A 20,981-nucleotide genomic window follows, 5' to 3' on the forward strand; every position below is an offset into this window, starting at 1 on the left:
TCATCAATTTATAACTTTTCGCAATGATATTTCCTATTGTTTCTCCAAGGTCATTTCCTACAGCTTCTAGATAATAATTTGGTTCTCTTAATCCTAGATCATCAAAAAATACTTGATTCAAACAATAATCATAATTCTGTCCAGTATGTACCAAGATTTGATCAAAATATGTATCACACTTTTTAATGACTTCTGATAAACGGATAATTTCTGGTCTTGTACCTACGATCGTCATTAGTTTCAATTTATTCATGCTCTTCTACCACCTTTTCAAAATAAGTATCGGGCTTATTAGGATCAAACATTTCATTGGCCCACATGATCGTTACCATATCAGTATCCCCTACATTGATAATGTTGTGAGTATAACCTGTTGGAATGTCTACCACCTCTAGTTTTTCACCACTTACTTGATATTCAACGATCTTTTCTTCACCGATTTTTCTGAATTGAATCAGACCTGTTCCGCTAACTACAAGAAACTTTTCATTCTTTGTATGATGCCAATGATTTCCCTTTGTGATTCCTGGTTTTGAAATATTCACACTTACTTGTCCATATTCTTTTGTTTTCAAGAATTCTGTAAAGCTACCTCTTTCATCCACATTCATTTTCAATGGATAGCTAAATGCATCTTCAGGTAGATAGCTTAGATAAGTTGCATAAAGCTTCTTTGTTAATTCATCCGCTTGATTTATTACTTCAAGACTTGTTCTTGATTCTTTAAAGCTTTTGATGGTATTTGCTAAATCACCTAAGGTACAGTTGTATACCTTTTCAACACCATAATGCACACCATCAACAATATATGGATTTCCACAAATACAATGGATGATTTCCTCTACAACATCATCAATATAACATAATGGCAAAGTTACTGATAGATCATTGATTTGTATATCTAGACCATGAGCAATATTATGACACCATGTTGCGACTACGCTATTGTAATTAGGACGACACCATTTACCAAACAGGTTAGCAAAACGATAAATATAAATAGGATTACCGTTTTCTTTCCCAAAAGCTAATAAAGTATCTTCTCCAGCTTTTTTGCTTTTCCCATAATCGTTATCTCTTTCTGCTTGAATTGAAGAAGAAATTATAATAGGACACTTGTTTCCTGCTTCTTTCAAATAGGAACAAAGAGCCTCTGTAAAGCCAAGATTTCCTTCATAAAATTCAGAAGGATTTTGTGGTCTATTTACACCTGCTAAATGTACAATGAAATCACAATCGGAACAAAACACTTTCAATTCTTCTTTTGTGCTATTCAAATCATACTCATATAGTGTAAGATTAGATGTTAAAGAAAATATTTTATTTTTCCCATCTCTAATGGTCTTTAATGTTTCTATTAAATTTTTACCCACAAATCCTTTTGCACCAGTAACTAGAATTTTCATATTTATTTATTCTCCCATTTTTTTAATTCTTCTCTTACCAATGGCACTTCCATCAATTTTTCTTTTACTTCTTCTAATGTCATTAATCTAGTATTATTTGAATTAAATTGAGATAATTGTGTTTTCTCTACTCCTTCTGAGAAGTATTTATCATAATTTAAATCACGCTTATCCGCTGGTACTCTATAAAAGTCACCCATATCGATTGCATGTGCACACTCTTCATCAGTTAATAATGTTTCATACATTTTTTCACCATGACGGATACCAATTACTTTGATTTCACTATTAGCATGAAACAGTTCTTTTGTTGCGTTAGCTAGAACATCTATTGTACAAGCTGGTGCTTTTTGCACAAAAATATCTCCACTTGTTCCATTTTTAAATGCGAATAATACAAGATCCACTGCTTCTTCTAAAGTCATAACAAATCTTGTCATACTTGGCTCTGTTAATGTTAACGGCTTTCCTTCATTCATTTGTGAAATAAACAAAGGAATCACAGAACCTCTTGATGCCAACACATTTCCATATCTTGTACACATGATGCTTGTTTTTTCTGGATCAACTGTTCTTGATTTTGCTACGATTACTTTTTCCATCATTGCTTTGCTTGTACCCATGGCATTTACTGGATATGCTGCTTTATCTGTCGACAAACAAACTACTTTCTTTACACCACATTCAATTGCAGCAGTAAGTACATTTTCTGTACCTAAGACATTAGTCTTTACTGCTTCAATTGGAAAAAATTCACAACTCGGTACCTGTTTAAGAGCAGCGGCATGGAAAATATAATCAACACCATACATTGCATTCTTAATTGAATTAATATCTCGAACATCTCCAATATAGAACTTTAACTTATCTGAAACTTCTGGGAATTTGGCTTGATATTCATGACGCATGTTATCTTGCTTTAATTCATCTCGACTAAATATCCTGATTTCTTTGATATCTGTATTTAAAAATCGATTTAATACTGCATTGCCAAATGATCCTGTTCCTCCTGTAATTAATAGTGTTTTATCTTTAAACATCTTAATATTCCTCCTTTATTCCTTTAATTAAATTTTCAAATTCATCAACAACTTTAGCTAATGTAAAATTCTTTTCAAAATACAATCTACCTCTTACACAATATTCCATGTAATTCTCTGATATTTTTTTTATGTTAGTAGCCAATTTATCAATATCTCCAAAATCTGATACTAAACCACAAGAGGATTCCTCTATAACTTTTTTAGCATCTCCTCCTATATTAGCTAAAATAGGTTTTCCTACAGCCATATAAGTTTGTAATTTTGTGGGCAACGTATTACCTAACAAACTATTATTTTTCAAAGTGATATATAAAACATCTGTTTCATTAAATAATTGTTTTAATTCGCATTTATTTTTTCTTCCTTCTAAAGAAATTTTTTCTATTAAATCTAATTTAAATATCATTTGCTCTAGTTCTTCTAACATAGAACCATTACCTATTATTCTGACATGTACATTTAAGTCTTTTTCTTTTATGGTTCTTAAAAGTGTAGTAAAGTCTTGTGCTTTCCCTATATTACCGGCATAAGTAATCACAAGTGGATTATGAATATTAGAAGAACTGATTTCTAAATATTCTTCTTCACCATGTTGAGGAATAAATTCAATTTCAGTAGCCTTAAGACTTAATTCTGAAGCAAGGTAATCAATAAATGATGGAGAGGATACACAAATTTTATCACAGCTCTTATAAATAGCTTTGCTTAAGCGTCTGAGAACTTTAAATATTATATTACCTTCATTAATTCCTATAGTTTTAATTGACTCAGGCCATAAATCCAAACAATATAAAATAAGAGGTATTCTATGTCTTTTGTGAAATTTTATTGCAGGAATTGCCATTAAAATTGGCGATAATTGATAAACGAAAACTAAATCAAAAACTGAATCAAGCTTCTTGAGTCTCTTATTTGCTTCAGTGACATAACTTATATAATTCTTGACTAAATTTATACTGCCTTTCTTTCTAGGTTTAATTGGAACCCTTATTACTTTTACTCCATTTAGCATTTCAGCTTTTTCTATATTAAAACCCTTATATTCTTCAAAAATCTCGCCTTCTGGATAATTAGGAAGTCCTGTTAAAACTGTTATTTGATGCCCTCTACCAACCATTTCTTCACAAATTTCATTAATTTTAAAAGGCTCAGGATAATAATATTGTGATATCACCAAAATATTCATGTTTTACCCTCCTTAACCCCATCAGATTTCAAAACACTTGTTATTGTTTTCATGAACAACTTAACATCCCCTAAAAAGGAAATATTTTTAACATATTCTCCATCTAATCTTGCTTTTATTTCAATTTCTAATTCATCTCTTCCACTGATCTGCGCTAACCCTGTTAACCCTGGTTTCACACTGGATGCACCATTTTTATCTCTTAACAGATTTAAATCACATTGATTAGGCAAACTAGGTCTAGGGCCTATGATTGCCATTTCACCTTTTACAATATTGAATAATTGAGGTAATTCATCTAAACTTGTTTTTCTAAGAAGCTCTCCAATCTTTGTTATATATTGATCAGGATTTTCTAATAAATGAGTTGGTATATCTTTAGGTGTATCTATTCTCATTGTTCTAAACTTATATATTTTGAAACAACAGTTATCCTTACCTACTCTTTCTTGTTTAAATAAAACGGGACCTGGTGAAGTTATCTTTATGACTACTGATACAATGATTAAAATTGGAGATAATACTATGATTCCAATTAAACTTAACAAAAAATCTAATATTTTTTTTAAATATCTGCTATACATTTAAACATCCTCCAACGTTACACTAGGCACTATCTCTTTACTTTTTATTGTTTTTTGTGGATTAATTACACTATTACAATATATTAATGCATACTCTTCAATTACCGAGTTATGACGAATAGTTGTATTTGATTGAATTATGCACCCATCACCTATAGTTACTTCTGCCTCGATGACAACATTAGGAAATATGACACACGATTTTCCTATGGCACTATACTCAGATATAACCGCACTAGGATCAATAAGATTTACGAATGAGAATCTAAAATTCAATAAATCTTCACAAATATTATTTCTTAAATTGTTATTACCAATTGCTACAAACACAAAATCATAAGAATCCTCATATCGCCCTATATCTTCTAATTTTGCTAATACTTTTTCTCCAAAAACATCAGTTTCCACATCGTCAATAAAGCTAATTTTATCAAATTTATTCATTCTCTTTGCTATATCATAGCAACATTTTCCATGTCCTCCAGCTCCAATAATTAACAAATTATTATTAGACATACTGACATCATTCTCCTATCATTCTACTTTTCTGTCACGTTATCAGCAATAATTAAATTAAGAATTGTTTCTTTATATTCTTTATCTGATACTTTTGCTTCTAATTTCTCACTTAACACACGTAACTTCTCATTAATATCATCTAATGTGATTGACATGACATTATTTTTGAATATCAAATCATTCTTTGTCATCGTTCTAGTTTCACCATCAAGCTTTAACTCTTCATACATCTTTTCCCCAGGTCTTAATCCGATTTCCACAATATCGATATCATCATAAGGTTTGTAACCTGACATACGAATCATCTTTTCCGCTAGATCTAATATCTTTACAGGTTCTCCCATATCCAACACAAAGATTTCCCCTTTATCTGCATAGAATCCAGCTTGCAGAACCAATTGTGCAGCTTCTGGAATTGTCATAAAATAACGAATGATATTCTTATCAGTAATCGTAACCGGACCACCCTCTGCAATCTGTTGCTTAAAGATTGGGATTACTGAACCATTAGAACCCAATACATTACCAAATCTTACTGCAGCCATCTTAGTAACACCGTTATTTCCATTTGCCTGTAAGATCATTTCTGTCATACGCTTGGTAGCACCCATAACGTTGGTAGGATTTACTGCTTTATCCGTACTGATCATGATAAATCTTGATACTTTATTCTTGATACATGCCTTGATCACATTATTTGTTCCAAACACATTGTTCTTTATCGCTTCCATTGGCCTGGTTTCCATTAATGGCACATGCTTATGTGCTGCCGCATGAAATACGACGGATGGTTGTTTCTCTTTGAAGATATCACTAATAGAAGTAAAATCACGTATCGAAGCAATCAATGACAATATTTTAATATCCGGGTGTAATGTTCCATGTGTTCTATTGCGATTAAACTCCTGTTCCAACATATAAAGAGAATTTTCATTGATATCGATCATCACCAATTCTTTTGGTTTAAACTTTACAATTTGACGACACAATTCAGATCCTATAGAACCACCAGCACCTGTTACGACAACAACTTGATCAGTTAAATAGGATTTGATTTCTGCTTGATCAAGATGAATTTCTCCACGTCCTAACAAATCTTCAATACTAATATCCTGTACCGGATACTTTTTCTCGTCATAGTCTCGATCCAAATCATCCTCAATAATGGTATCGCCACGTTTCATAATTTTGGTATCGATCTTGCATGACTGACAGATATCAAAAATCCTTCTGATATTTGCTTTATCTGCACTCGGAATCGCAATAAATGCCTCTTCTACACTATATTTTTTCACAATTTCAGGTAAATCATAGGTATCGCCCAATACCTTATAACCGGAAACCATGTTGTTATAGCGCTTATCATCAATGAAGCCTATCACATTTACATGGAACTTATCATTTTGAATCATTTCCTTTAACAAAATATACCCAGCATCACCTGCCCCGATGATAATTGCATTTTTTCTGATGCCATCTGATTTCAATGTATTTCGTCTATATAAACGATAACTTACCCTCGTGGTATACATTAAAATCGCACTTAATAATCCACCGGTCGCAACCACACTTGTATAGGAACGATTAATACTTGTTCCAATGACCAATGCCATTAATACGATGGATGATAGTAATACAGCCATTCCTATTCTAATAGATTCCACAGGCCCTATATATTTCCACAGACTTTTATGTATCTTGAATACAAAAAAACTAATAGCATATACGATCAATACAATCAGTAACGCTATTAAGCACTTTGTAATATCCAGTTGTGAAAAGTCTGGGAAGTGAAAATCTATACGAATCCAATAAGCTAAAAGAAAAGATACAAGCACGATACACAAATCAAGTGCACATAACATCATTTCTCTATGCTTTACATATATTGGATTACTGAATAACTTTTCAATCATGTAAACACACTCCCTTATCCTAAACAATTTTAGCATACTTCACGCTATTTTTAAAACTTTTTTTACTATTTAAGAAATATTTGTAATATTTCCATCACATAATCTTATAAGTCTATAAATAAACTTTTATAAACCTTACATAAATCCCATCTTTTTTATTCTGATTCACCGCTTTCAAAATAAGTTAAATATGATACAATATACAGTGTAACATATTTAGGAGGATCATATCAGTATGAAAAAAATCAGAAAGGCGATCATACCTGCAGCAGGCTTTGGGACAAGATTTCTACCTGCGACAAAGGCTGTTCCTAAGGAAATGCTTCCTATCGTGGACAAGCCTACTATACAATACATTGTAGAAGAAGCAGTTGCAAGTGGTATCGAGGAAATTCTAATCATTACCAATTGTTATAAGTCATGTATTGAAAATCACTTTGATAATAGTTTTGAATTAGAAAAGAAATTAGAATCAAGTGGTGATATCGAGCGTTTAGAAATGGTAAAAGAAATCGCAGCTATGGCTAACATATTCAGTGTACGCCAAAAAAATCCAAGAGGATTGGGGCATGCGGTATTATGTGCAAAAAGTTTTGTTGGGGATGAACCATTTGCCATCTTGTTAGGAGATGACATCGTTGTAAACAAAGGTGGAAAAACTGCTACTCAGCAATTGGTTGAAGCTTATGAAAGTTTTGGTGGTAGCGTAGTAGGTGTACAAAAGGTTGCGGATTCTCAAGTACACAAATATGGTATCATAAACCCTAAGGAAAATTTAACACAGCGTTGTGCTTCTGTACAAGGTTTTGTGGAAAAGCCAAAATTCGAAGATGCTCCAAGTAACTTTGCTATCCTAGGTCGTTATGTACTAACGCCAAAAATCTTTGAATTATTGGAAACACAAGCACCTGGTAAGGGAAATGAAATTCAAATCACAGATGCCATTGATCGCTTGACTCGTGAAGAAAATGTTTTTGCTTATGACTTTGAAGGTAATCGTTATGATGTAGGAGATAAAATAGGATTTTTAAAAGCTCAGATCGATTTCGCATTGGATCGTGATGATCTAAGAGATTCTATGATTCAAATCATTCAAGATCTTAAGTTTTAAATTTACAGATAAAAAGGAAAGTCTAATGAAACGAAAGACTTTCCTTTTTTTACTTTTTAAGAATCCTTTAGTAAGCTATGTTGTACCGGTGGTAACAATACCTTTCCACGAGAATCGCTAATCAATACCTCAATATCATCTTTGATGATTTCATATATTTCCAAAGCCATATCATCCTTATATTTATCTAACAATTTCTGATCATGTTCAATATCATGATCTACCTCAAAATAACCGACATATTGAAATACAGATAATTTTTCATTTTGGAAAGATACGGCAACTGCTATGGTAACTGCACAAATATGCTCTTTTACAAAATCAGTACTTATGATATGAATGCTCGTATCTTGTATCATATCTTTTTTTAATCGATTGAATTCTATATATTCTAAATCATAATCGATAAAGTCATATTCTCTACTATCTTGGACTAATTTCAACAATGGCATTTGATTGATCCAATGTAAATATCCTAAGTATATCCAAAACAAAGTAGCAGATAGGGAGTATGTATAAAAGATGCCATAATCCAACATTCCACCTACAAATTCACTCATCAACACAAAGATCATTAATAGAATGATAAAGTAAGATTTGGTGTAACTATATTTTCTGGTTAGCTCAATCAAAGTGATACAGCTATTCATAAAGAATAATAGAAAACACACAAATCCGGCAATCCCCGCTGTAACCAAAGCTTCAATAAACACGTTATGTGTATGCACGACCTGAGGAGCCTCAAATACATGGGCTTGCGGATAGAGCTCTCTTGCCATAGGTTGTAATGTATTTGCTCCGATACCGATGATAGGAGATGTTTTCCATAGCTTATAGGATGTAGCCCATAGTGTGATCCTACTGGAACTTACCTCATCAGCCAATCGATAAATTTCATAACGATTTTTCCATGTACCATCTTCGACAAGAGAAAGAATTTTCACAACTTTATCTAATTGAAATCTACCACCTGTATCTGATATCTCTGCCCCTTGTAACATAGGAATGATATACAAAGCTTTCTGTGTTAGACCTGTACCAAAGTAAAACACAATGGCAGCTAAGCAAGCGATGATGATCTTCTTAGGTTTACTAAATTGTTTCCTCTTAAAAATCGTATAATACATCGCCATTAATACCATCAGAAACAGGATGATCATAGCTGCTCTACAATTACCTAACAAAATAAAGAAGAATTGTACAATACCATTCACATAATAGAAAGATGAGTACTTTGCTTTGTTTCTAATTGACATTACTGAGAAAACAATAGATATACAAGCAAGAAAAGATGCTGGATTGGAGTTAAAATAAATTCCAAACAAACGATCTCCTCCAATTAGTCCGATACTCGTTCCATTTCGTGTCATTGTGATGTTAAACAAAAACATGAGTAATGAAATACTACTTGCGACAAATGTCAGAATACAGGTCATCTTATTGATTACTCGCATTTCTTTTTTGATATCGATCCAAGCATAATCTTTCGGACAAGCATATAACAAGACAAATATCAAAAATTGCATCATCACAGTGATATATGAAGCTTTTGTAGCATAGTCAATATTTGCCCTAACCGCCAATAAAAGACAAAATATATATCCCAGCAATAAGCCTACATGATAGGTTTTGAAGTTCAGTCTTCCTTTTATTCCATCATAAAGCAAAATCAACACTCCCCATATCATCAATGGAGCCTCTAATATAAAGAAATCAATACCAAAAAACTTCAAATTTAACGTCTGAAAAAATATCGCTATCACAAATGCAAATTTATAATAGCTTCGATTCATAAGTTTTGACATAGAATCCCTCCCATTTGTCTATTATTATAGCACATCAAGATGCTTCATAGTGCATATTCATTATACAGTCATGATTTAGATAAATCATGGTGAACCAACATAGCAATATATACTCATACACAATAAGCAATAAGAGGATATTGTCCTTATGGTATACATACATCAAAAAAAAGCAGTGGAAAATTTACCTCCATTGCTTTTTATAAATTCAAATATACAAACAACATACGATCCTTACCATTGATATCCTTAATGACTTCAACCTTAGCATCCGGAAAATATTTTTGTGCTTCCTCACGCAAAGCTTCTCCTTGTTGATACCCCATTTCAAATGCCATCATTGCTTTTTCTTTTAACACCTTAGGTGCATTTTCAAAAATGATTCGATAGAATTTTAATCCATCTTCTCCACCAAACAGAGCAACATGTGGTTCATAATTGACAACACTATCTTCCATCACTTCTTCTTTTGGAATGTATGGAGGATTACTAATCAAAATATCTACTTTAATATCACGTTCTATTAACGGTTGTAACATATCACCTACTAGAAAGCTTACCACAGCCTCGTTTTCTTTTGCATTTTCCGTTGCGACCATTACTGCATCTTCACTAATATCAGTTGCAATCAGGTGAAGATTTTCTTCTTCTTTTTTCAAAGAGATCGCAATTGCTCCACTACCAGTTCCAATATCTACTGCCACCACATTTTCCACATCTGAAAAATATTCGTCATAAGCCGCTAGTACATTGGCTACCAATTCTTCGGTTTCCGGTCTTGGAATCAAAACATGCTCATTGACCTTAAAACGATATCCATAAAACCATTCAAATCCTAGCACATGTCCCAATGGTTCTCCACTTACCAAACGCTTGATACCCGCTTCATACATGGTCTGTATATCTTGAGGCATTTCTTCCTCATATTCCATATATAGATTATGAGCTTCTTTATTGGTCAATTCCAACAAATAAAACAATGCGGCTTGTTCACCACGATCTGCGGCTTCCATTTCAACTTTTGCCTGATGTAGCACCTCACGATAGCTAGCCATTATTTTGTCCTGCCAGTTTTGCCTGCTGATCTGCGGAAGTCAACGCATCCAGCAAATCTTGCATACGACCTTCCATGATTCTATCTAATTGATTGACATTGTAACCAATACGATGATCTGTTACACGATTTTGAGGATAGTTATAGGTACGAATTTTTTCAGCACGATCTCCGGTTCCGATCTTGCTTCTTCGCTCCATACCCTGTTCTTCTTCCAACTTTCTTTGATGTTCTTCATAAACACGAGATCGAATGGTCATCAACGCAGTCGCACGGTTCTCATGTTGAGAACGCCCATCTTGACATTTTACAGTAATACCTGTTGGTTTATGCACAATACGTACAGCAGAATCTGTTTTATTGATATGCTGTCCTCCGGCACCGGATGAACGCATTGTTTCAATTTCTAAATCATTCATATCGATATCAAAATCATCTGCTTCAATTTCAGGAGTAACCAATACAGTCGCAGTTGATGTATGAATACGTCCTTGACTTTCTGTCTTTGGTACTCGTTGTACACGATGACTTCCTGATTCAAATTTTAATCTACCATAAACGCCATCCCCTTTGACCTCAAAAGATACTAAGGAAAAGCCTCCAGCTTCTGATTCATCCATTTCGATAATCTCGATTTTCCAACCTTGACTTTCCGCATATTTACTATACATACGATACAAGTCACCGGCAAAGATATTTCCTTCATCCCCACCTGCTGCACCTCGTATTTCTACGATAGCGTTATGAGAATCATTAGGATCCTTTGGTATCAATAAGATTTCCAATTTTTTCAAAGCTTCTTCTATTTTCGGCTCCAATTCCTCAATTTCCATCTTTGCCATTTCTTTGATTTCTTTATCATCTTCCATTAACAACGCCTTTGCATCCTCCAGCGCCTGAACACTATTCTTATAATCTGTATAGGTTTCAACGACCTGAGTCAAATCTGCTTGTTCTCTACCTAGCTTTGCCAGCATTTTAGAATCACTGACAATTTCAGGTGACATCATCATATCATTGATCTCGTGATAACGGTTGACCATTCCTTCTAGTCTTTCTATCATGACACTCATTTACAATTCCTCCTGTTTTTTATACAAACTGCTTTTATCTTCTACGTAAAACACGCATAAATATCCTTATATACTATACCATTGAAACAATGAATTGAAAAGGATAAAATCCCCTTTATTGATCATTGTCTATCTACAGTATGTACCATATAAAAAGCCTGTAAACTTGTTACAGACGAAAGAAATAACTTCATAAAATATAAAAAACAGTTACTACCATAACATCTAAAGAAATACAATATACATACCGGTAAAACTTAGATTCATATGATTCACTATACATATTTGATTTTCTCAATATAGTTATAACAGACTTTATTTTTGATTTTGCTTATCTAATCCAGGTTTCCCAGGCACTTCATGACAATGGCGGCATCTTGCTTCATATTGTTCACTTGCTCCAACTAAGATAATTGGATCATGATAGTTTGCAGGAGCTCCATTGATCAGGCGTTGACTTCTAGTTGCCGGTGCACCACATTTGGTACATACTGCTGTTAATTTAGTCACAAACTCTGCATGCGTAAACAATTGAGGCATCACACCAAATGGAACACCTCGAAAATCCATATCCAAACCTGCAACCATAACACGTTTTCCTCGATCTGCATAGTAATCACATATCGCAACGATTTCATCATCAAAAAACTGAACCTCATCGATTGCGATTACATCATAACTGTCATCTATGTAATGAAATATCTCATGTGCCTTTTCAATTGCAAAGCTTTCCACACTGCTCCCCGCATGAGAAACAATGTTGTCTGCGCTATATCGATCATCTATTTTCGGTTTAAATACCGCAATCTTTTTCTTTGCATATTCCAGTACCTTGATTCTTCTGATCAATTCTTCTGTTTTTCCCGCAAACATACAGCCGGATATCACTTCTAACCAGCCTTCCCGATATTGTTTATACATATTCCCTTTTCACCTCATTTATCATCCTTACTATTATAACTGAATTCACTCTAAATGTGGATGGTAATGATTAGAAAAATAAAGAAAGAAAAAGAGGCACATAGCCTCTCTCTCATTATTTAAGTCCGTATTTTTTGTTGAATTTTTCGATTCTACCCTGTGCAGCTGCGAATCTCTGACGACCTGTATAGAATGGGTGACAGTTACTGCAAGTATCTACACGTAATTCTTTTGAAGTAGATCCGGTTTCAAATTCAGCACCACAAGATGTACATTTTACTGTAATACGGTGGTATTCTGGATGAATTCCTTTTTTCATGTTTTTACTCTCCTTCCGCCTTGAACCTCATGCGTGTTCAAAGTAAGTGCTATATCATTATAGCAATACTTTTGTAAATAAGCAATAGGAAAAATACAGAAAATTCATGCATAATTCCCATAATTCTTTTATTTCTCTACCTTCTCAAAACTACCATCCTGTTTACGGATAAATGCACTTCCAACAGGATGATCAAGCAATGGAATAATGGATGGATCATAGTTACATACAGTATTTAAAGCAAATACTTGTACATGATTCATATCAGCTAGATATTCAGGGCTTTCATCTCCTGCGAAAAATTGCCATCCACTATCTGGATTTCCTTCACTGGGTTCTTGACGCACCATATATTGGATAGGTGCTTGTTCAAGACTGATGCGATCTGTAACCAAACAGCCTTTTTGATCTTCAATCAACTTTTTAACTTCTTTGATTTCTTTGAAATACTTTTTTACTTCGGGCCATACATGATGGTTCCAAAGTTGTTCACCTTTGAAAAACAACTCTGAAATACCTCCAAATAAGGTTTGAAACATGTGGTCTGCATATTCTTGAGAAGCACCACTTGTATAATACATAAAATAAGTGCCACCACATAAGTAACTAATCGCATAATCTTCAAAACCATCATACATACGAAATGCCCGTTGTCCAAGATCCTTTAACATGAATTGATAATCATCATCCTCAAGATATCCTGCACTATAGCATTCTTTCGCCATACGAATGCCTTCTCCAAAGTCAAATGCCGCAAATCCTTTATCTTTCACAATTGGATAAAACTGTTCTGCGAACGTCTTACATTTCTCAAAATACTCCCTTGTATTCTCTTTCATATCTTTTGTATCAAAAGACGGTTTTCCTTCCCAAAAGCCCTTGAATTGTTCAAATTGTAATTGTGTATTTTCAAATACAAACATTCTTATTTGCTCAATTGCTGATTTTTTATCTGTAATGGAAAAACGTTTCTCTAAATATTCTTTTAAATCTTCTCGTTGTGTCACTTTATCAGAAAAAACATCATAGCCTGTTAATATAGAAGGCAATGCCGCAATCAAATGTGGCAATTCTTCCATGGTAGCTTGTGTTATTTCTTCTTTTCTTTCTTGTTCTATTTTCTTTTTTAAATTCCCAATCAACTCTACATAAGATAGTTGTCCAGCATCCATATCATTAATCTCCTCTTATTTTTCTCTTTATGTAACATTATACATCATTTTTATGAGCATGACCATGCCTTTCTTTCCTACGTATGTGGCACTATGGCACAGAAAAAAAGATGAATTGCTTCATCTTTATTCACAGCGATCATTTGGTAATGGAAATTGTTCTGTTAGTGCACAGACCTCACGACGTACTTCTTCAATGATTGCTTTATCATCCGCATGTTTTAGAACACGTGATATCCACAATCCCACTTGTTTGAATTCAGCTTCCTTAAAACCTCGTGTTGTCATTGCTGCTGTACCTAAGCGAATGCCGCTTGTCACAAATGGTTTTTCTTTTTCAAACGGTATCGTATTTTTATTACATGTGATGCAAGCCTCATCTAATAGCTTTTCTGCCATTTTTCCTGTCATATCTATGGATGTTTTCACATCTACCAGAATCAAATGATTGTCTGTACCACCACTTACAATACGAAAACCTTCTTCTTTTAATGTATCGCTTAATACTTTACAGTTCGCTATTACTTGAGCTGCATATGCTTTGAATTCCGGCTGTAATGCTTCTTGTAGACAAACTGCTTTTGCGGCTATGATATGCATAAGCGGTCCACCTTGCATTCCCGGAAACACCTTTTTATCTAACAAAGCGGCGTATTTTTCTTTACAAAGAATCATACCTCCACGAGGTCCTCTTAGTGTTTTATGCGTAGTAGTAGTCACAAAATCAGCATATGGTACAGGACTTGGATGTAATCCTGCAGCAACAAGTCCGGCGATATGTGCCATATCAACCATAAAATAAGCCCCAACTTCATCTGCTATTTCTCTGAATTTTGCGAAATCAATGATTCTTGGATATGCACTGGCTCCGGCTACGATCAGCTTTGGTTTATGTTTTAAAGCAACACGACGTACATCCTCATAATCTATGGTTTCATCATCTTCACGAACGCCATAATCCACAAAGTGATAAAGCGTTCCTGAAAAATTCAATGGATGTCCATGTGTCAAATGGCCACCGGCAGTTAAATTCATACCAAGTACGGTATCTCCTGGTTCTAACAGTGCCATATAAACGCCCATGTTTGCTTGTGAACCTGAATGAGGCTGAACATTGGCATGCTCTGCATGAAACAACTCTTTTGCTCTTTCTCTTGCGATATTTTCTACCTCATCGACATTTACACATCCACCATAATAACGTTTGCTAGGATATCCTTCTGCATATTTGTTTGTAAGAATACTTCCTGCTGCCGTTAATACATCTTTTGATACATAATTCTCTGATGCAATCAATTCAATGTTATACAACTGTCGTTTTGCTTCTTTTTCAATTGCTGCTTCAATCAACTTATCCTTCATTTTCGTAACCTCCTTCAGCTTTTACTACTCATTTTCTGAATTCATCAAATACTTTTTAATCACAAATATCATCGCAATCGCAAGTACCCCGATCAGGTTATCCATTGCACTCTCATGTGAAATTACAATTTGTCTTGCGACTGCATATAATAAAACCTCGATCACACTTTGTGGTGTATGTAAGATCAACATCCTTACAAATTCAATGCCTACCACCAGTGTCAATACAGTTCCCATTAAGCTTTCTAGCTTAAATGCTCCTGATAACAACGTGGAACCTGCATCGTATACACATAATACCAAAGAAATTGCGATTGCCGCCATAAAGATGACCGCAATTGTTTGTTCTATCCATTTTGCTGCTTTTACCAGAAGATCATTTTTCATCCGCTTTCTCCTTTATAAAATCAAGGGGAATCATCGCGTTAACATTGATGCCAGCTTTTCTCGCTTGTGCATGTTGATCCTTTCGCTTGATTCGATATACTTTGCCATCTTTTTTCAATTTGGCACCTGTCTGCTTAAAATAAAACGCTATACCGGCTTGGACACATTGTTCCTTGATATGCAAGATCCAATCATAGTCACAAACTCTTGCCTCATTGCCACTTTCCCCTCCGGCAGTGATTTGTTCAATTTGTTCATCTAACATACCATGAAAATCAATATCACTCAACAACGGCTCACATATCAACTGCTTATGCTTGATTGGCAATGTTAGATAGATCGGTAAACGAATATCCGTTTGCTTTTGATTTTCCATCGTACAACAAATGGTTACATTGTCATAACCGTCATTCCAATCATCGGGAATACATTCCATAAAACGATGAATGCGCTTGGTAATCATATAGAAATGAACATCACTTCTCGTTTTGATCATTTCCCATGCTTCTTTGCGATAAGCATCCGCCTCTTCGATGAAAAAATCACTGGTAAAACAAGTATAGAGAACTTCACCTGATGCAATTTTATAGCTTCCATCTCGTTTTCTTGCGATTGGCAGATTCATCGTTTTCAGTTTCGTCACAACGCTGGCATCTCGTCCATGCTTTTCATCCATTCGATAAACATAGCAATTAACACAGCCTTCTGAAAACTTATGACAGCCATGCCATGGATTCCATTGTGGCATTATTTTTCCAAAGCCATAACTTTGTCAATTCTTCTTTGATGACGTTCATCATGACTAAATTCCGTATTCACCCATACATGAACGATTTCTTTCATCAATTCTACACCGATAATACGTTGTCCCATCGCAAGTACATTACTATCATTATGTTCTCTTGTTAATTTCGCACTTACTGGATCTCCACACAATGCACAACGGATACCTTTTACTTTATTAGCAGCGATGCTCACACCGATCCCGGTACCGCAAATCACGATTCCTCGCTCATTTTTTCCATCTGCCACACTTTGTGCTGCAGGTCCTGCATAATCTGGATAATCCACACTATCACAACTATGACAACCAAAGTCTTCAATTTCATGACCTTCCTTAGTCAACATTTCTTTTACGATTTCCTTATATTCAAATGCTCCATGATCACAAGCCAATGCTATTTTCATTCATCGTTCCTCCTTATATCAATATGACATCATTATACCACACGATAAAATGAAAACGAACAGCGAACTGCTCGTTTTCATACGTTTTAGTGGATCGGTTTCATTTGATAACTCACACTGACACATTCTTCTGTGCGTTTTTGTTCATATTTCTCAAGTATACGATCGATTGCTTTTTGACATCCTTCTTTTCTCGGTGTTGCGATGATCATAGAATATTGCGTCATATTACATTTAGAATATACGTCGTTTTTACGTAACATAGAGAAGATGATTTCCTTCAATAAATCGCTTTCCTCTAACAAACGTTTCTCACTCAACTTACCGCTTTCATCCTTCATGGTCATCAGCACAAGAAATCTTGCTCTTGTAGATCGTTGAGCTGCTCTGACATTGATACGATAAATATTTTTGAATACGTCAAAGTCACAATAGAACGTACCCTGATCTTTACTCGTTTCAAACATTTCTCTTTCCAATTCGTTTACATCTACAGGATTTTTCGCATTGGATTTCTGTACCATACGATAGATTTCTTTCATTCGTTCACTGACTTCAATGCCAAGACGACTATAGTATAAATCAATGACATCATGATAATAGGACATTGCTACAGCAATCATATCCAGTTTATAGTACGCATACAATTTCAATTCATGAATTCTTGTATTTGTAAATTCCTTATAATCAAGTAAATCACATAAGTCAATGATCTCTTGATATCGCTGTTCTTTATCCAAACCCTCTGCAACTTTCCCAATACATTCCAACTTTAGGTTTTTATAATAATTTCGTTGCACGACGATCCAATTTTCATCAGGAAATTCAAACATGAAATCTTCTTTATAATCCGTTAAAAGTTTCGTACAAAGTTGCCATGCTTGATTAAGGTCTTCCTCTTCTTTGATTTGTTCGACTAGATTTTCAAATCTTACGATATCCAAGTCACATTCTAATTCACTATTCCATATGTAGGAATTATTCTTTGATAAAATACATTCTACCTTTTCATCGGGAAAAAACTTTTTCAGTTCCAGTCTTGCACGATATACCAGATTTCTTAAAGCGCCTTCCGGATTATCTGCACTACCATTTGGCCATAAAACCTCCATAAGTCTTGTCTTATTTGTCAATGTTGCACGATTTACGATTAAATAAGCAATCAGCATAATGACCTGCATGCTCTTTTTGGTTTCCTGAGGAAACTTGTAAAATTCATTTTTAATCGCAAATTCGCCTTGCATTTGAATCTGTAACATATCTTGATATTTCATAAATAGCCTTCCTTCCTTTTAAAAAAACAACAGATCACTGCTACATCCATTTCTAAAGAAATCACATTTCCATCTTATATCTTTATTTCTTACATTCATTTTAGTGGGATGTTCTTATGATGACAACTAAAATGAAGGAAATTAGAAATTCTATAAAAAAGTGCAAGAAAAATAAAAATTCATGGTCCTTTTTCCAAAATTTCCATGAATTTATTTTCCTATTTTAATGCTTCTAAAATGGTTTCTTCCTTGATAGGTCCACTACGTATGATGACAGGTTCTTCTTTGCTTAAATCTACAATGGTACTAGCCACCTTGCCATTTGCTTCACCCATAACAATGGCATCAATTCTACCATCTAATTGTGATAACACTTGTTCATCGCAAAGTCCGGTTTCTTCTCCGGATAGATTGGCACTGGTCACAAGCATTGGTTTACCACATGCTTCGATCATGTTCAAAACGAAAGCATCATCCGGCATACGAATTCCTACCGTGTCAAAGCCATTGGTAAGATACTCAGGCAGATTCGCCTTTTTCTTTAGGATAATCGTAAATGCACCTGGCATAAAAGCTTTCACTAGCTTTCTTGCACGTTCATCCACTTCTGCAATTTGCTCGATCTGTGCCAAACTGGAAACCATCGTAGGGATTGGTTTATCTTCCGGTCTACCTTTACTTTCTTTTAATGCTTGTAAAGCCTCTTCATTTTCATAGATAACACCCAGACCATATACGGTATCTGTTGGAAATGCCACAACATTTCCTTCCTTTATAAGTTCCACAACTGCATCTATGTCCTCTTTTTCAAAACGAATCGTTTGCATACAAGACCCTCCTGTTTCTTATGATCTATCACAAGATCCTGAATGCTATTATTTTATCACAATTTTTATATCTTAGATGCCTTATTTCAACAAAGATTGTTTTTTCAAAAGAATATTTTCTATTTCTTTGCGTGGTCTTGGATTTGGATGTTCATCAGGATAACCGATTGCGATTCCCGATATCAATTGAAGGTTCGCATATCCCATGGCCGCACTGATTTCATCTCTAGTATAAACCGTATCTGCTATCCAAACAGCACCTAAATCTAAATCTACTGCTTTTAAACAAAGATGTTCTATGGCTGCCCCCATGGACAACAAATCACTATGTATCCAGTTTTCATCCCTTTCAATAAAAGCCAACACCAGCAAAGGCGCTTGTTGAATGATGTGTGCAGAATTTTTCGAACTATTCGCATAACCTGTTAGTTCAACATGATTTTTTTCAAATAATGACAACATGATATTCGCTACTTCATCTTTATCTTTACCGGTCAATACCATGAATTTCCATGGCTGACGATTTTTCGCAGATTGACATAAGCGTGCACTTTCCAATAAAGCAACTACCTTTTCTTCTTCTACTTCTTTGCTTATGAATTTACGTATACTTCTTCTATCTTGTATTATCTGATCGAATTCCATCTCATTGCCTTCTTTCTACCGGTATCCAGATTTCACTTTCATAATCGTTTGCCTGTGTATCTCCTTTACGATACCATTCTACATTGCAATTTCCATGAAAAACATATTCGGGATGTTGAGGTAACCATTCTTTATATATGCGTGTATTGACGCTCTGTAATGCGCCAGGTAGAGGTCCTTTACAATGAAATTTCACATAAGTTCCTGCAGGTATGGTATAGGTCATCATACCTTCCGGTATGCTTTCCCCATGATAACGACCGGCGATCATATATCGAAATTCATCTGATTGCCTATGATCATCTACACAGATTGCGAATTCTCCGATCGAACAAGTTTCCATCATATCTAAAATAGCTTTGTCTTCCTTATTGATAACGTACGTTTGCCATAATTGATCCCATATGTTTGGTATCTCAACATATGCTGTTTCAGTGGCAACAGGTTGAATAAATCCTACGACCTCTATTTCCTTTACTTCTTCAGCGACATAATCCATTTCATTTCCTCCTTCGATTGATATCGAAATTCTTAAGGGTAAAAAAGCCTTTATTCTACTTGGTTCTTTCTTTAATTGCATAGGAGAAACACCATGAAAACGTAGAAATGCTTTCGTAAAACTTTCAGGAGTATCATAATGATAACGATCGGCGATATCTATAATCTTATCATCTGTTCCCATCACATCAAGTGCGGCTAAATAAAGTCTTCGATAGCGAATATATTCTTTTATCGTATATCCTGTAATGATTTTAAAACCCTTTTGAAAATAGAAAGATGACATATAAATAGCATCTGCGACATCATCCGCATGAATATCTTCATACATATGTTCTTCCATATAATTAATTGCTGTTCTAAGACTTTTGATCCATTCCATGATGTAACCTCCTGTTATCATTGTAATATCTTTTGTTTCTATCATCCTGTCTTTTCTTGCTTCCTTTTGTCATTTTACCATAAGTAATAAAAGAAATGCCATATCAACATATGTTTATTATTAAATATAAACTCATTGACATAGCAAGATGGTGATTGTTATAATTCAGCCCCTGACATAACCCACATCTATAATTTTATTTTAGCAAAGAGCGAAATCAAAAATGGATTAAAAAAGCCAGAATATCTGGCCAATGGCATCAACCTAAGGAAATTTGGTTGATGCTATTTTTTATTCGTATCAGAAATC

Annotated in this window: 22 protein-coding genes; 1 reads left to right on the top strand and 21 read right to left on the bottom strand. The window is 34.5% G+C overall.

What is annotated here, in order from left to right; all coding sequences use genetic code 11:
* The 7 genes from UGRO018_RS15680 to UGRO018_RS15710 all read right to left on the bottom strand — a co-directional run.
* On the bottom strand, window positions 1-253 hold a 253-nt coding region (locus UGRO018_RS15680; RefSeq protein WP_416327447.1), incomplete at its 3' end, for a UDP-N-acetylglucosamine 2-epimerase.
* Window positions 246-1,406, bottom strand: coding sequence for a polysaccharide biosynthesis C-terminal domain-containing protein (locus UGRO018_RS15685; protein ID WP_416327448.1), 1,161 nt, complete (start codon window positions 1,404-1,406; stop codon window positions 246-248). The genes UGRO018_RS15685 and UGRO018_RS15680, both read right to left, overlap by 8 nt.
* Window positions 1,407-1,408: 2 nt before the next feature.
* Window positions 1,409-2,452 (bottom strand): polysaccharide biosynthesis protein, encoded by a 1,044-nt coding sequence (locus UGRO018_RS15690; protein ID WP_416327468.1) that lies wholly within the window; start codon window positions 2,450-2,452, stop codon window positions 1,409-1,411.
* Window positions 2,448-3,635 carry a glycosyltransferase family 4 protein gene (locus UGRO018_RS15695; RefSeq protein WP_416327449.1) on the bottom strand — a complete coding sequence of 396 codons (1,188 nt, stop codon included), beginning with the start codon at window positions 3,633-3,635 and terminating at the stop codon, window positions 2,448-2,450. Before UGRO018_RS15695 ends, UGRO018_RS15690 begins: the two co-directional genes overlap by 5 nt.
* Window positions 3,632-4,219 carry a sugar transferase gene (locus UGRO018_RS15700; protein ID WP_416327450.1) on the bottom strand — a complete coding sequence of 196 codons (588 nt, stop codon included), beginning with the start codon at window positions 4,217-4,219 and terminating at the stop codon, window positions 3,632-3,634. Before UGRO018_RS15700 ends, UGRO018_RS15695 begins: the two co-directional genes overlap by 4 nt.
* Entirely contained in the window at window positions 4,220-4,735 is a 516-nt protein-coding gene (locus tag UGRO018_RS15705; protein WP_416327451.1) for a PglD-related sugar-binding protein, read from the bottom strand.
* Between the two features lie 23 nt (window positions 4,736-4,758).
* A complete protein-coding gene (locus UGRO018_RS15710; RefSeq protein ID WP_416327452.1) occupies window positions 4,759-6,654 on the bottom strand; it encodes a polysaccharide biosynthesis protein in 1,896 nt (631 codons plus the stop codon).
* 235 nt (window positions 6,655-6,889) lie between these two features.
* Between UGRO018_RS15710 and galU the strand changes: the two genes are divergently transcribed.
* Window positions 6,890-7,765, top strand: coding sequence for a UTP--glucose-1-phosphate uridylyltransferase GalU (galU, locus tag UGRO018_RS15715; RefSeq protein WP_416327453.1), 876 nt, complete (start codon window positions 6,890-6,892; stop codon window positions 7,763-7,765).
* 56 nt (window positions 7,766-7,821) lie between these two features.
* On the opposite strand, the gene UGRO018_RS15720 is transcribed toward galU, so the two are convergent.
* The 14 genes from UGRO018_RS15720 to UGRO018_RS15785 all read right to left on the bottom strand — a co-directional run bounded on the left by UGRO018_RS15720 (window position 7,822) and on the right by UGRO018_RS15785 (window position 20,672).
* The gene (locus UGRO018_RS15720; protein WP_416327454.1) at window positions 7,822-9,570 is read right to left on the bottom strand and encodes an O-antigen ligase family protein; all 1,749 of its coding nucleotides are present in this window, start codon (window positions 9,568-9,570) and stop codon (window positions 7,822-7,824) included.
* Window positions 9,571-9,770: 200 nt separating this feature from the next.
* The gene (gene prmC / locus UGRO018_RS15725) at window positions 9,771-10,625 is read right to left on the bottom strand and encodes a peptide chain release factor N(5)-glutamine methyltransferase (RefSeq protein ID WP_416327455.1); all 855 of its coding nucleotides are present in this window, start codon (window positions 10,623-10,625) and stop codon (window positions 9,771-9,773) included.
* Window positions 10,618-11,697 carry a peptide chain release factor 1 gene (prfA, locus tag UGRO018_RS15730; protein WP_416327456.1) on the bottom strand — a complete coding sequence of 360 codons (1,080 nt, stop codon included), beginning with the start codon at window positions 11,695-11,697 and terminating at the stop codon, window positions 10,618-10,620. Before prfA ends, prmC begins: the two co-directional genes overlap by 8 nt.
* 315 nt (window positions 11,698-12,012) lie before the next feature.
* Window positions 12,013-12,618 (bottom strand): thymidine kinase, encoded by a 606-nt coding sequence (locus UGRO018_RS15735; protein ID WP_416327457.1) that lies wholly within the window; start codon window positions 12,616-12,618, stop codon window positions 12,013-12,015.
* Between the two features lie 115 nt (window positions 12,619-12,733).
* Window positions 12,734-12,937 (bottom strand): 50S ribosomal protein L31, encoded by a 204-nt coding sequence (rpmE, locus tag UGRO018_RS15740; protein ID WP_416327458.1) that lies wholly within the window; start codon window positions 12,935-12,937, stop codon window positions 12,734-12,736.
* Window positions 12,938-13,065: 128 nt separating this feature from the next.
* The gene (locus UGRO018_RS15745; RefSeq protein WP_416327459.1) at window positions 13,066-14,109 is read right to left on the bottom strand and encodes an immunity protein Imm33 domain-containing protein; all 1,044 of its coding nucleotides are present in this window, start codon (window positions 14,107-14,109) and stop codon (window positions 13,066-13,068) included.
* A gap of 126 nt (window positions 14,110-14,235) precedes the next feature.
* The gene (gene glyA, locus UGRO018_RS15750) at window positions 14,236-15,471 is read right to left on the bottom strand and encodes a serine hydroxymethyltransferase (protein ID WP_416327460.1); all 1,236 of its coding nucleotides are present in this window, start codon (window positions 15,469-15,471) and stop codon (window positions 14,236-14,238) included.
* A gap of 24 nt (window positions 15,472-15,495) precedes the next feature.
* Entirely contained in the window at window positions 15,496-15,858 is a 363-nt protein-coding gene (locus UGRO018_RS15755; protein WP_416327461.1) for a transporter, read from the bottom strand.
* On the bottom strand, window positions 15,848-16,606 hold the full coding sequence (locus UGRO018_RS15760) for a DUF5131 family protein (RefSeq protein WP_416327462.1): 759 nt from the start codon (window positions 16,604-16,606) through the stop codon (window positions 15,848-15,850). Before UGRO018_RS15760 ends, UGRO018_RS15755 begins: the two co-directional genes overlap by 11 nt.
* A complete protein-coding gene (gene rpiB, locus UGRO018_RS15765) occupies window positions 16,606-17,046 on the bottom strand; it encodes a ribose 5-phosphate isomerase B (protein ID WP_416327463.1) in 441 nt (146 codons plus the stop codon). The genes UGRO018_RS15760 and rpiB overlap by 1 nt, the downstream gene beginning before the upstream one ends.
* Window positions 17,047-17,132: 86 nt before the next feature.
* On the bottom strand, window positions 17,133-18,320 hold the full coding sequence (locus UGRO018_RS15770) for an AfsR/SARP family transcriptional regulator (RefSeq protein WP_416327464.1): 1,188 nt from the start codon (window positions 18,318-18,320) through the stop codon (window positions 17,133-17,135).
* 218 nt (window positions 18,321-18,538) lie between these two features.
* Complete coding sequence (locus UGRO018_RS15775; RefSeq protein WP_416327465.1) at window positions 18,539-19,147, bottom strand: L-threonylcarbamoyladenylate synthase; 609 nt, start codon at window positions 19,145-19,147, stop codon at window positions 18,539-18,541.
* Between the two features lie 81 nt (window positions 19,148-19,228).
* Window positions 19,229-19,792, bottom strand: a complete 564-nt coding sequence (locus tag UGRO018_RS15780; RefSeq protein ID WP_416327466.1) for a nitroreductase family protein — start codon at window positions 19,790-19,792, stop codon at window positions 19,229-19,231.
* A gap of 1 nt (window position 19,793) precedes the next feature.
* Window positions 19,794-20,672, bottom strand: coding sequence for an AraC family transcriptional regulator (locus UGRO018_RS15785; protein ID WP_416327467.1), 879 nt, complete (start codon window positions 20,670-20,672; stop codon window positions 19,794-19,796).
* Window positions 20,673-20,981 lie beyond the last annotated feature (309 nt).

It is taken from the genome of Hoskinsella mucinilytica (assembly GCF_045223415.1).
GTDB classification, from domain to species: Bacteria; Bacillota_I; Bacilli_A; order Erysipelotrichales; family Erysipelotrichaceae; genus Hoskinsella; species Hoskinsella mucinilytica.

Coding starts and splice junctions, on each gene's coding strand:
- UGRO018_RS15745 (WP_416327459.1), bottom strand. CDS start 14,109: ATGGATGCTGGACAACTATCTTATGTAGAGTTGATTGGGAATTTAAAA.
- UGRO018_RS15720 (WP_416327454.1), bottom strand. CDS start 9,570: ATGTCAAAACTTATGAATCGAAGCTATTATAAATTTGCATTTGTGATA.
- rpmE (WP_416327458.1), bottom strand. CDS start 12,937: ATGAAAAAAGGAATTCATCCAGAATACCACCGTATTACAGTAAAATGT.
- UGRO018_RS15700 (WP_416327450.1), bottom strand. CDS start 4,219: ATGTATAGCAGATATTTAAAAAAAATATTAGATTTTTTGTTAAGTTTA.
- prfA (WP_416327456.1), bottom strand. CDS start 11,697: ATGAGTGTCATGATAGAAAGACTAGAAGGAATGGTCAACCGTTATCAC.
- UGRO018_RS15705 (WP_416327451.1), bottom strand. CDS start 4,735: ATGTCTAATAATAATTTGTTAATTATTGGAGCTGGAGGACATGGAAAA.
- UGRO018_RS15695 (WP_416327449.1), bottom strand. CDS start 3,635: ATGAATATTTTGGTGATATCACAATATTATTATCCTGAGCCTTTTAAA.
- UGRO018_RS15780 (WP_416327466.1), bottom strand. CDS start 19,792: ATGGAATTCGATCAGATAATACAAGATAGAAGAAGTATACGTAAATTC.
- rpiB (WP_416327463.1), bottom strand. CDS start 17,046: ATGAAAATAGCATTGGCTTGTGATCATGGAGCATTTGAATATAAGGAA.
- UGRO018_RS15755 (WP_416327461.1), bottom strand. CDS start 15,858: ATGAAAAATGATCTTCTGGTAAAAGCAGCAAAATGGATAGAACAAACA.
- UGRO018_RS15685 (WP_416327448.1), bottom strand. CDS start 1,406: ATGAAAATTCTAGTTACTGGTGCAAAAGGATTTGTGGGTAAAAATTTA.
- UGRO018_RS15710 (WP_416327452.1), bottom strand. CDS start 6,654: ATGATTGAAAAGTTATTCAGTAATCCAATATATGTAAAGCATAGAGAA.
- galU (WP_416327453.1), top strand. CDS start 6,890: ATGAAAAAAATCAGAAAGGCGATCATACCTGCAGCAGGCTTTGGGACA.
- glyA (WP_416327460.1), bottom strand. CDS start 15,471: ATGAAGGATAAGTTGATTGAAGCAGCAATTGAAAAAGAAGCAAAACGA.
- UGRO018_RS15785 (WP_416327467.1), bottom strand. CDS start 20,672: ATGGAATGGATCAAAAGTCTTAGAACAGCAATTAATTATATGGAAGAA.
- UGRO018_RS15735 (WP_416327457.1), bottom strand. CDS start 12,618: ATGTATAAACAATATCGGGAAGGCTGGTTAGAAGTGATATCCGGCTGT.
- UGRO018_RS15760 (WP_416327462.1), bottom strand. CDS start 16,606: ATGCCACAATGGAATCCATGGCATGGCTGTCATAAGTTTTCAGAAGGC.
- UGRO018_RS15770 (WP_416327464.1), bottom strand. CDS start 18,320: ATGAAATATCAAGATATGTTACAGATTCAAATGCAAGGCGAATTTGCG.
- prmC (WP_416327455.1), bottom strand. CDS start 10,625: ATGGCTAGCTATCGTGAGGTGCTACATCAGGCAAAAGTTGAAATGGAA.
- UGRO018_RS15775 (WP_416327465.1), bottom strand. CDS start 19,147: ATGCAAACGATTCGTTTTGAAAAAGAGGACATAGATGCAGTTGTGGAA.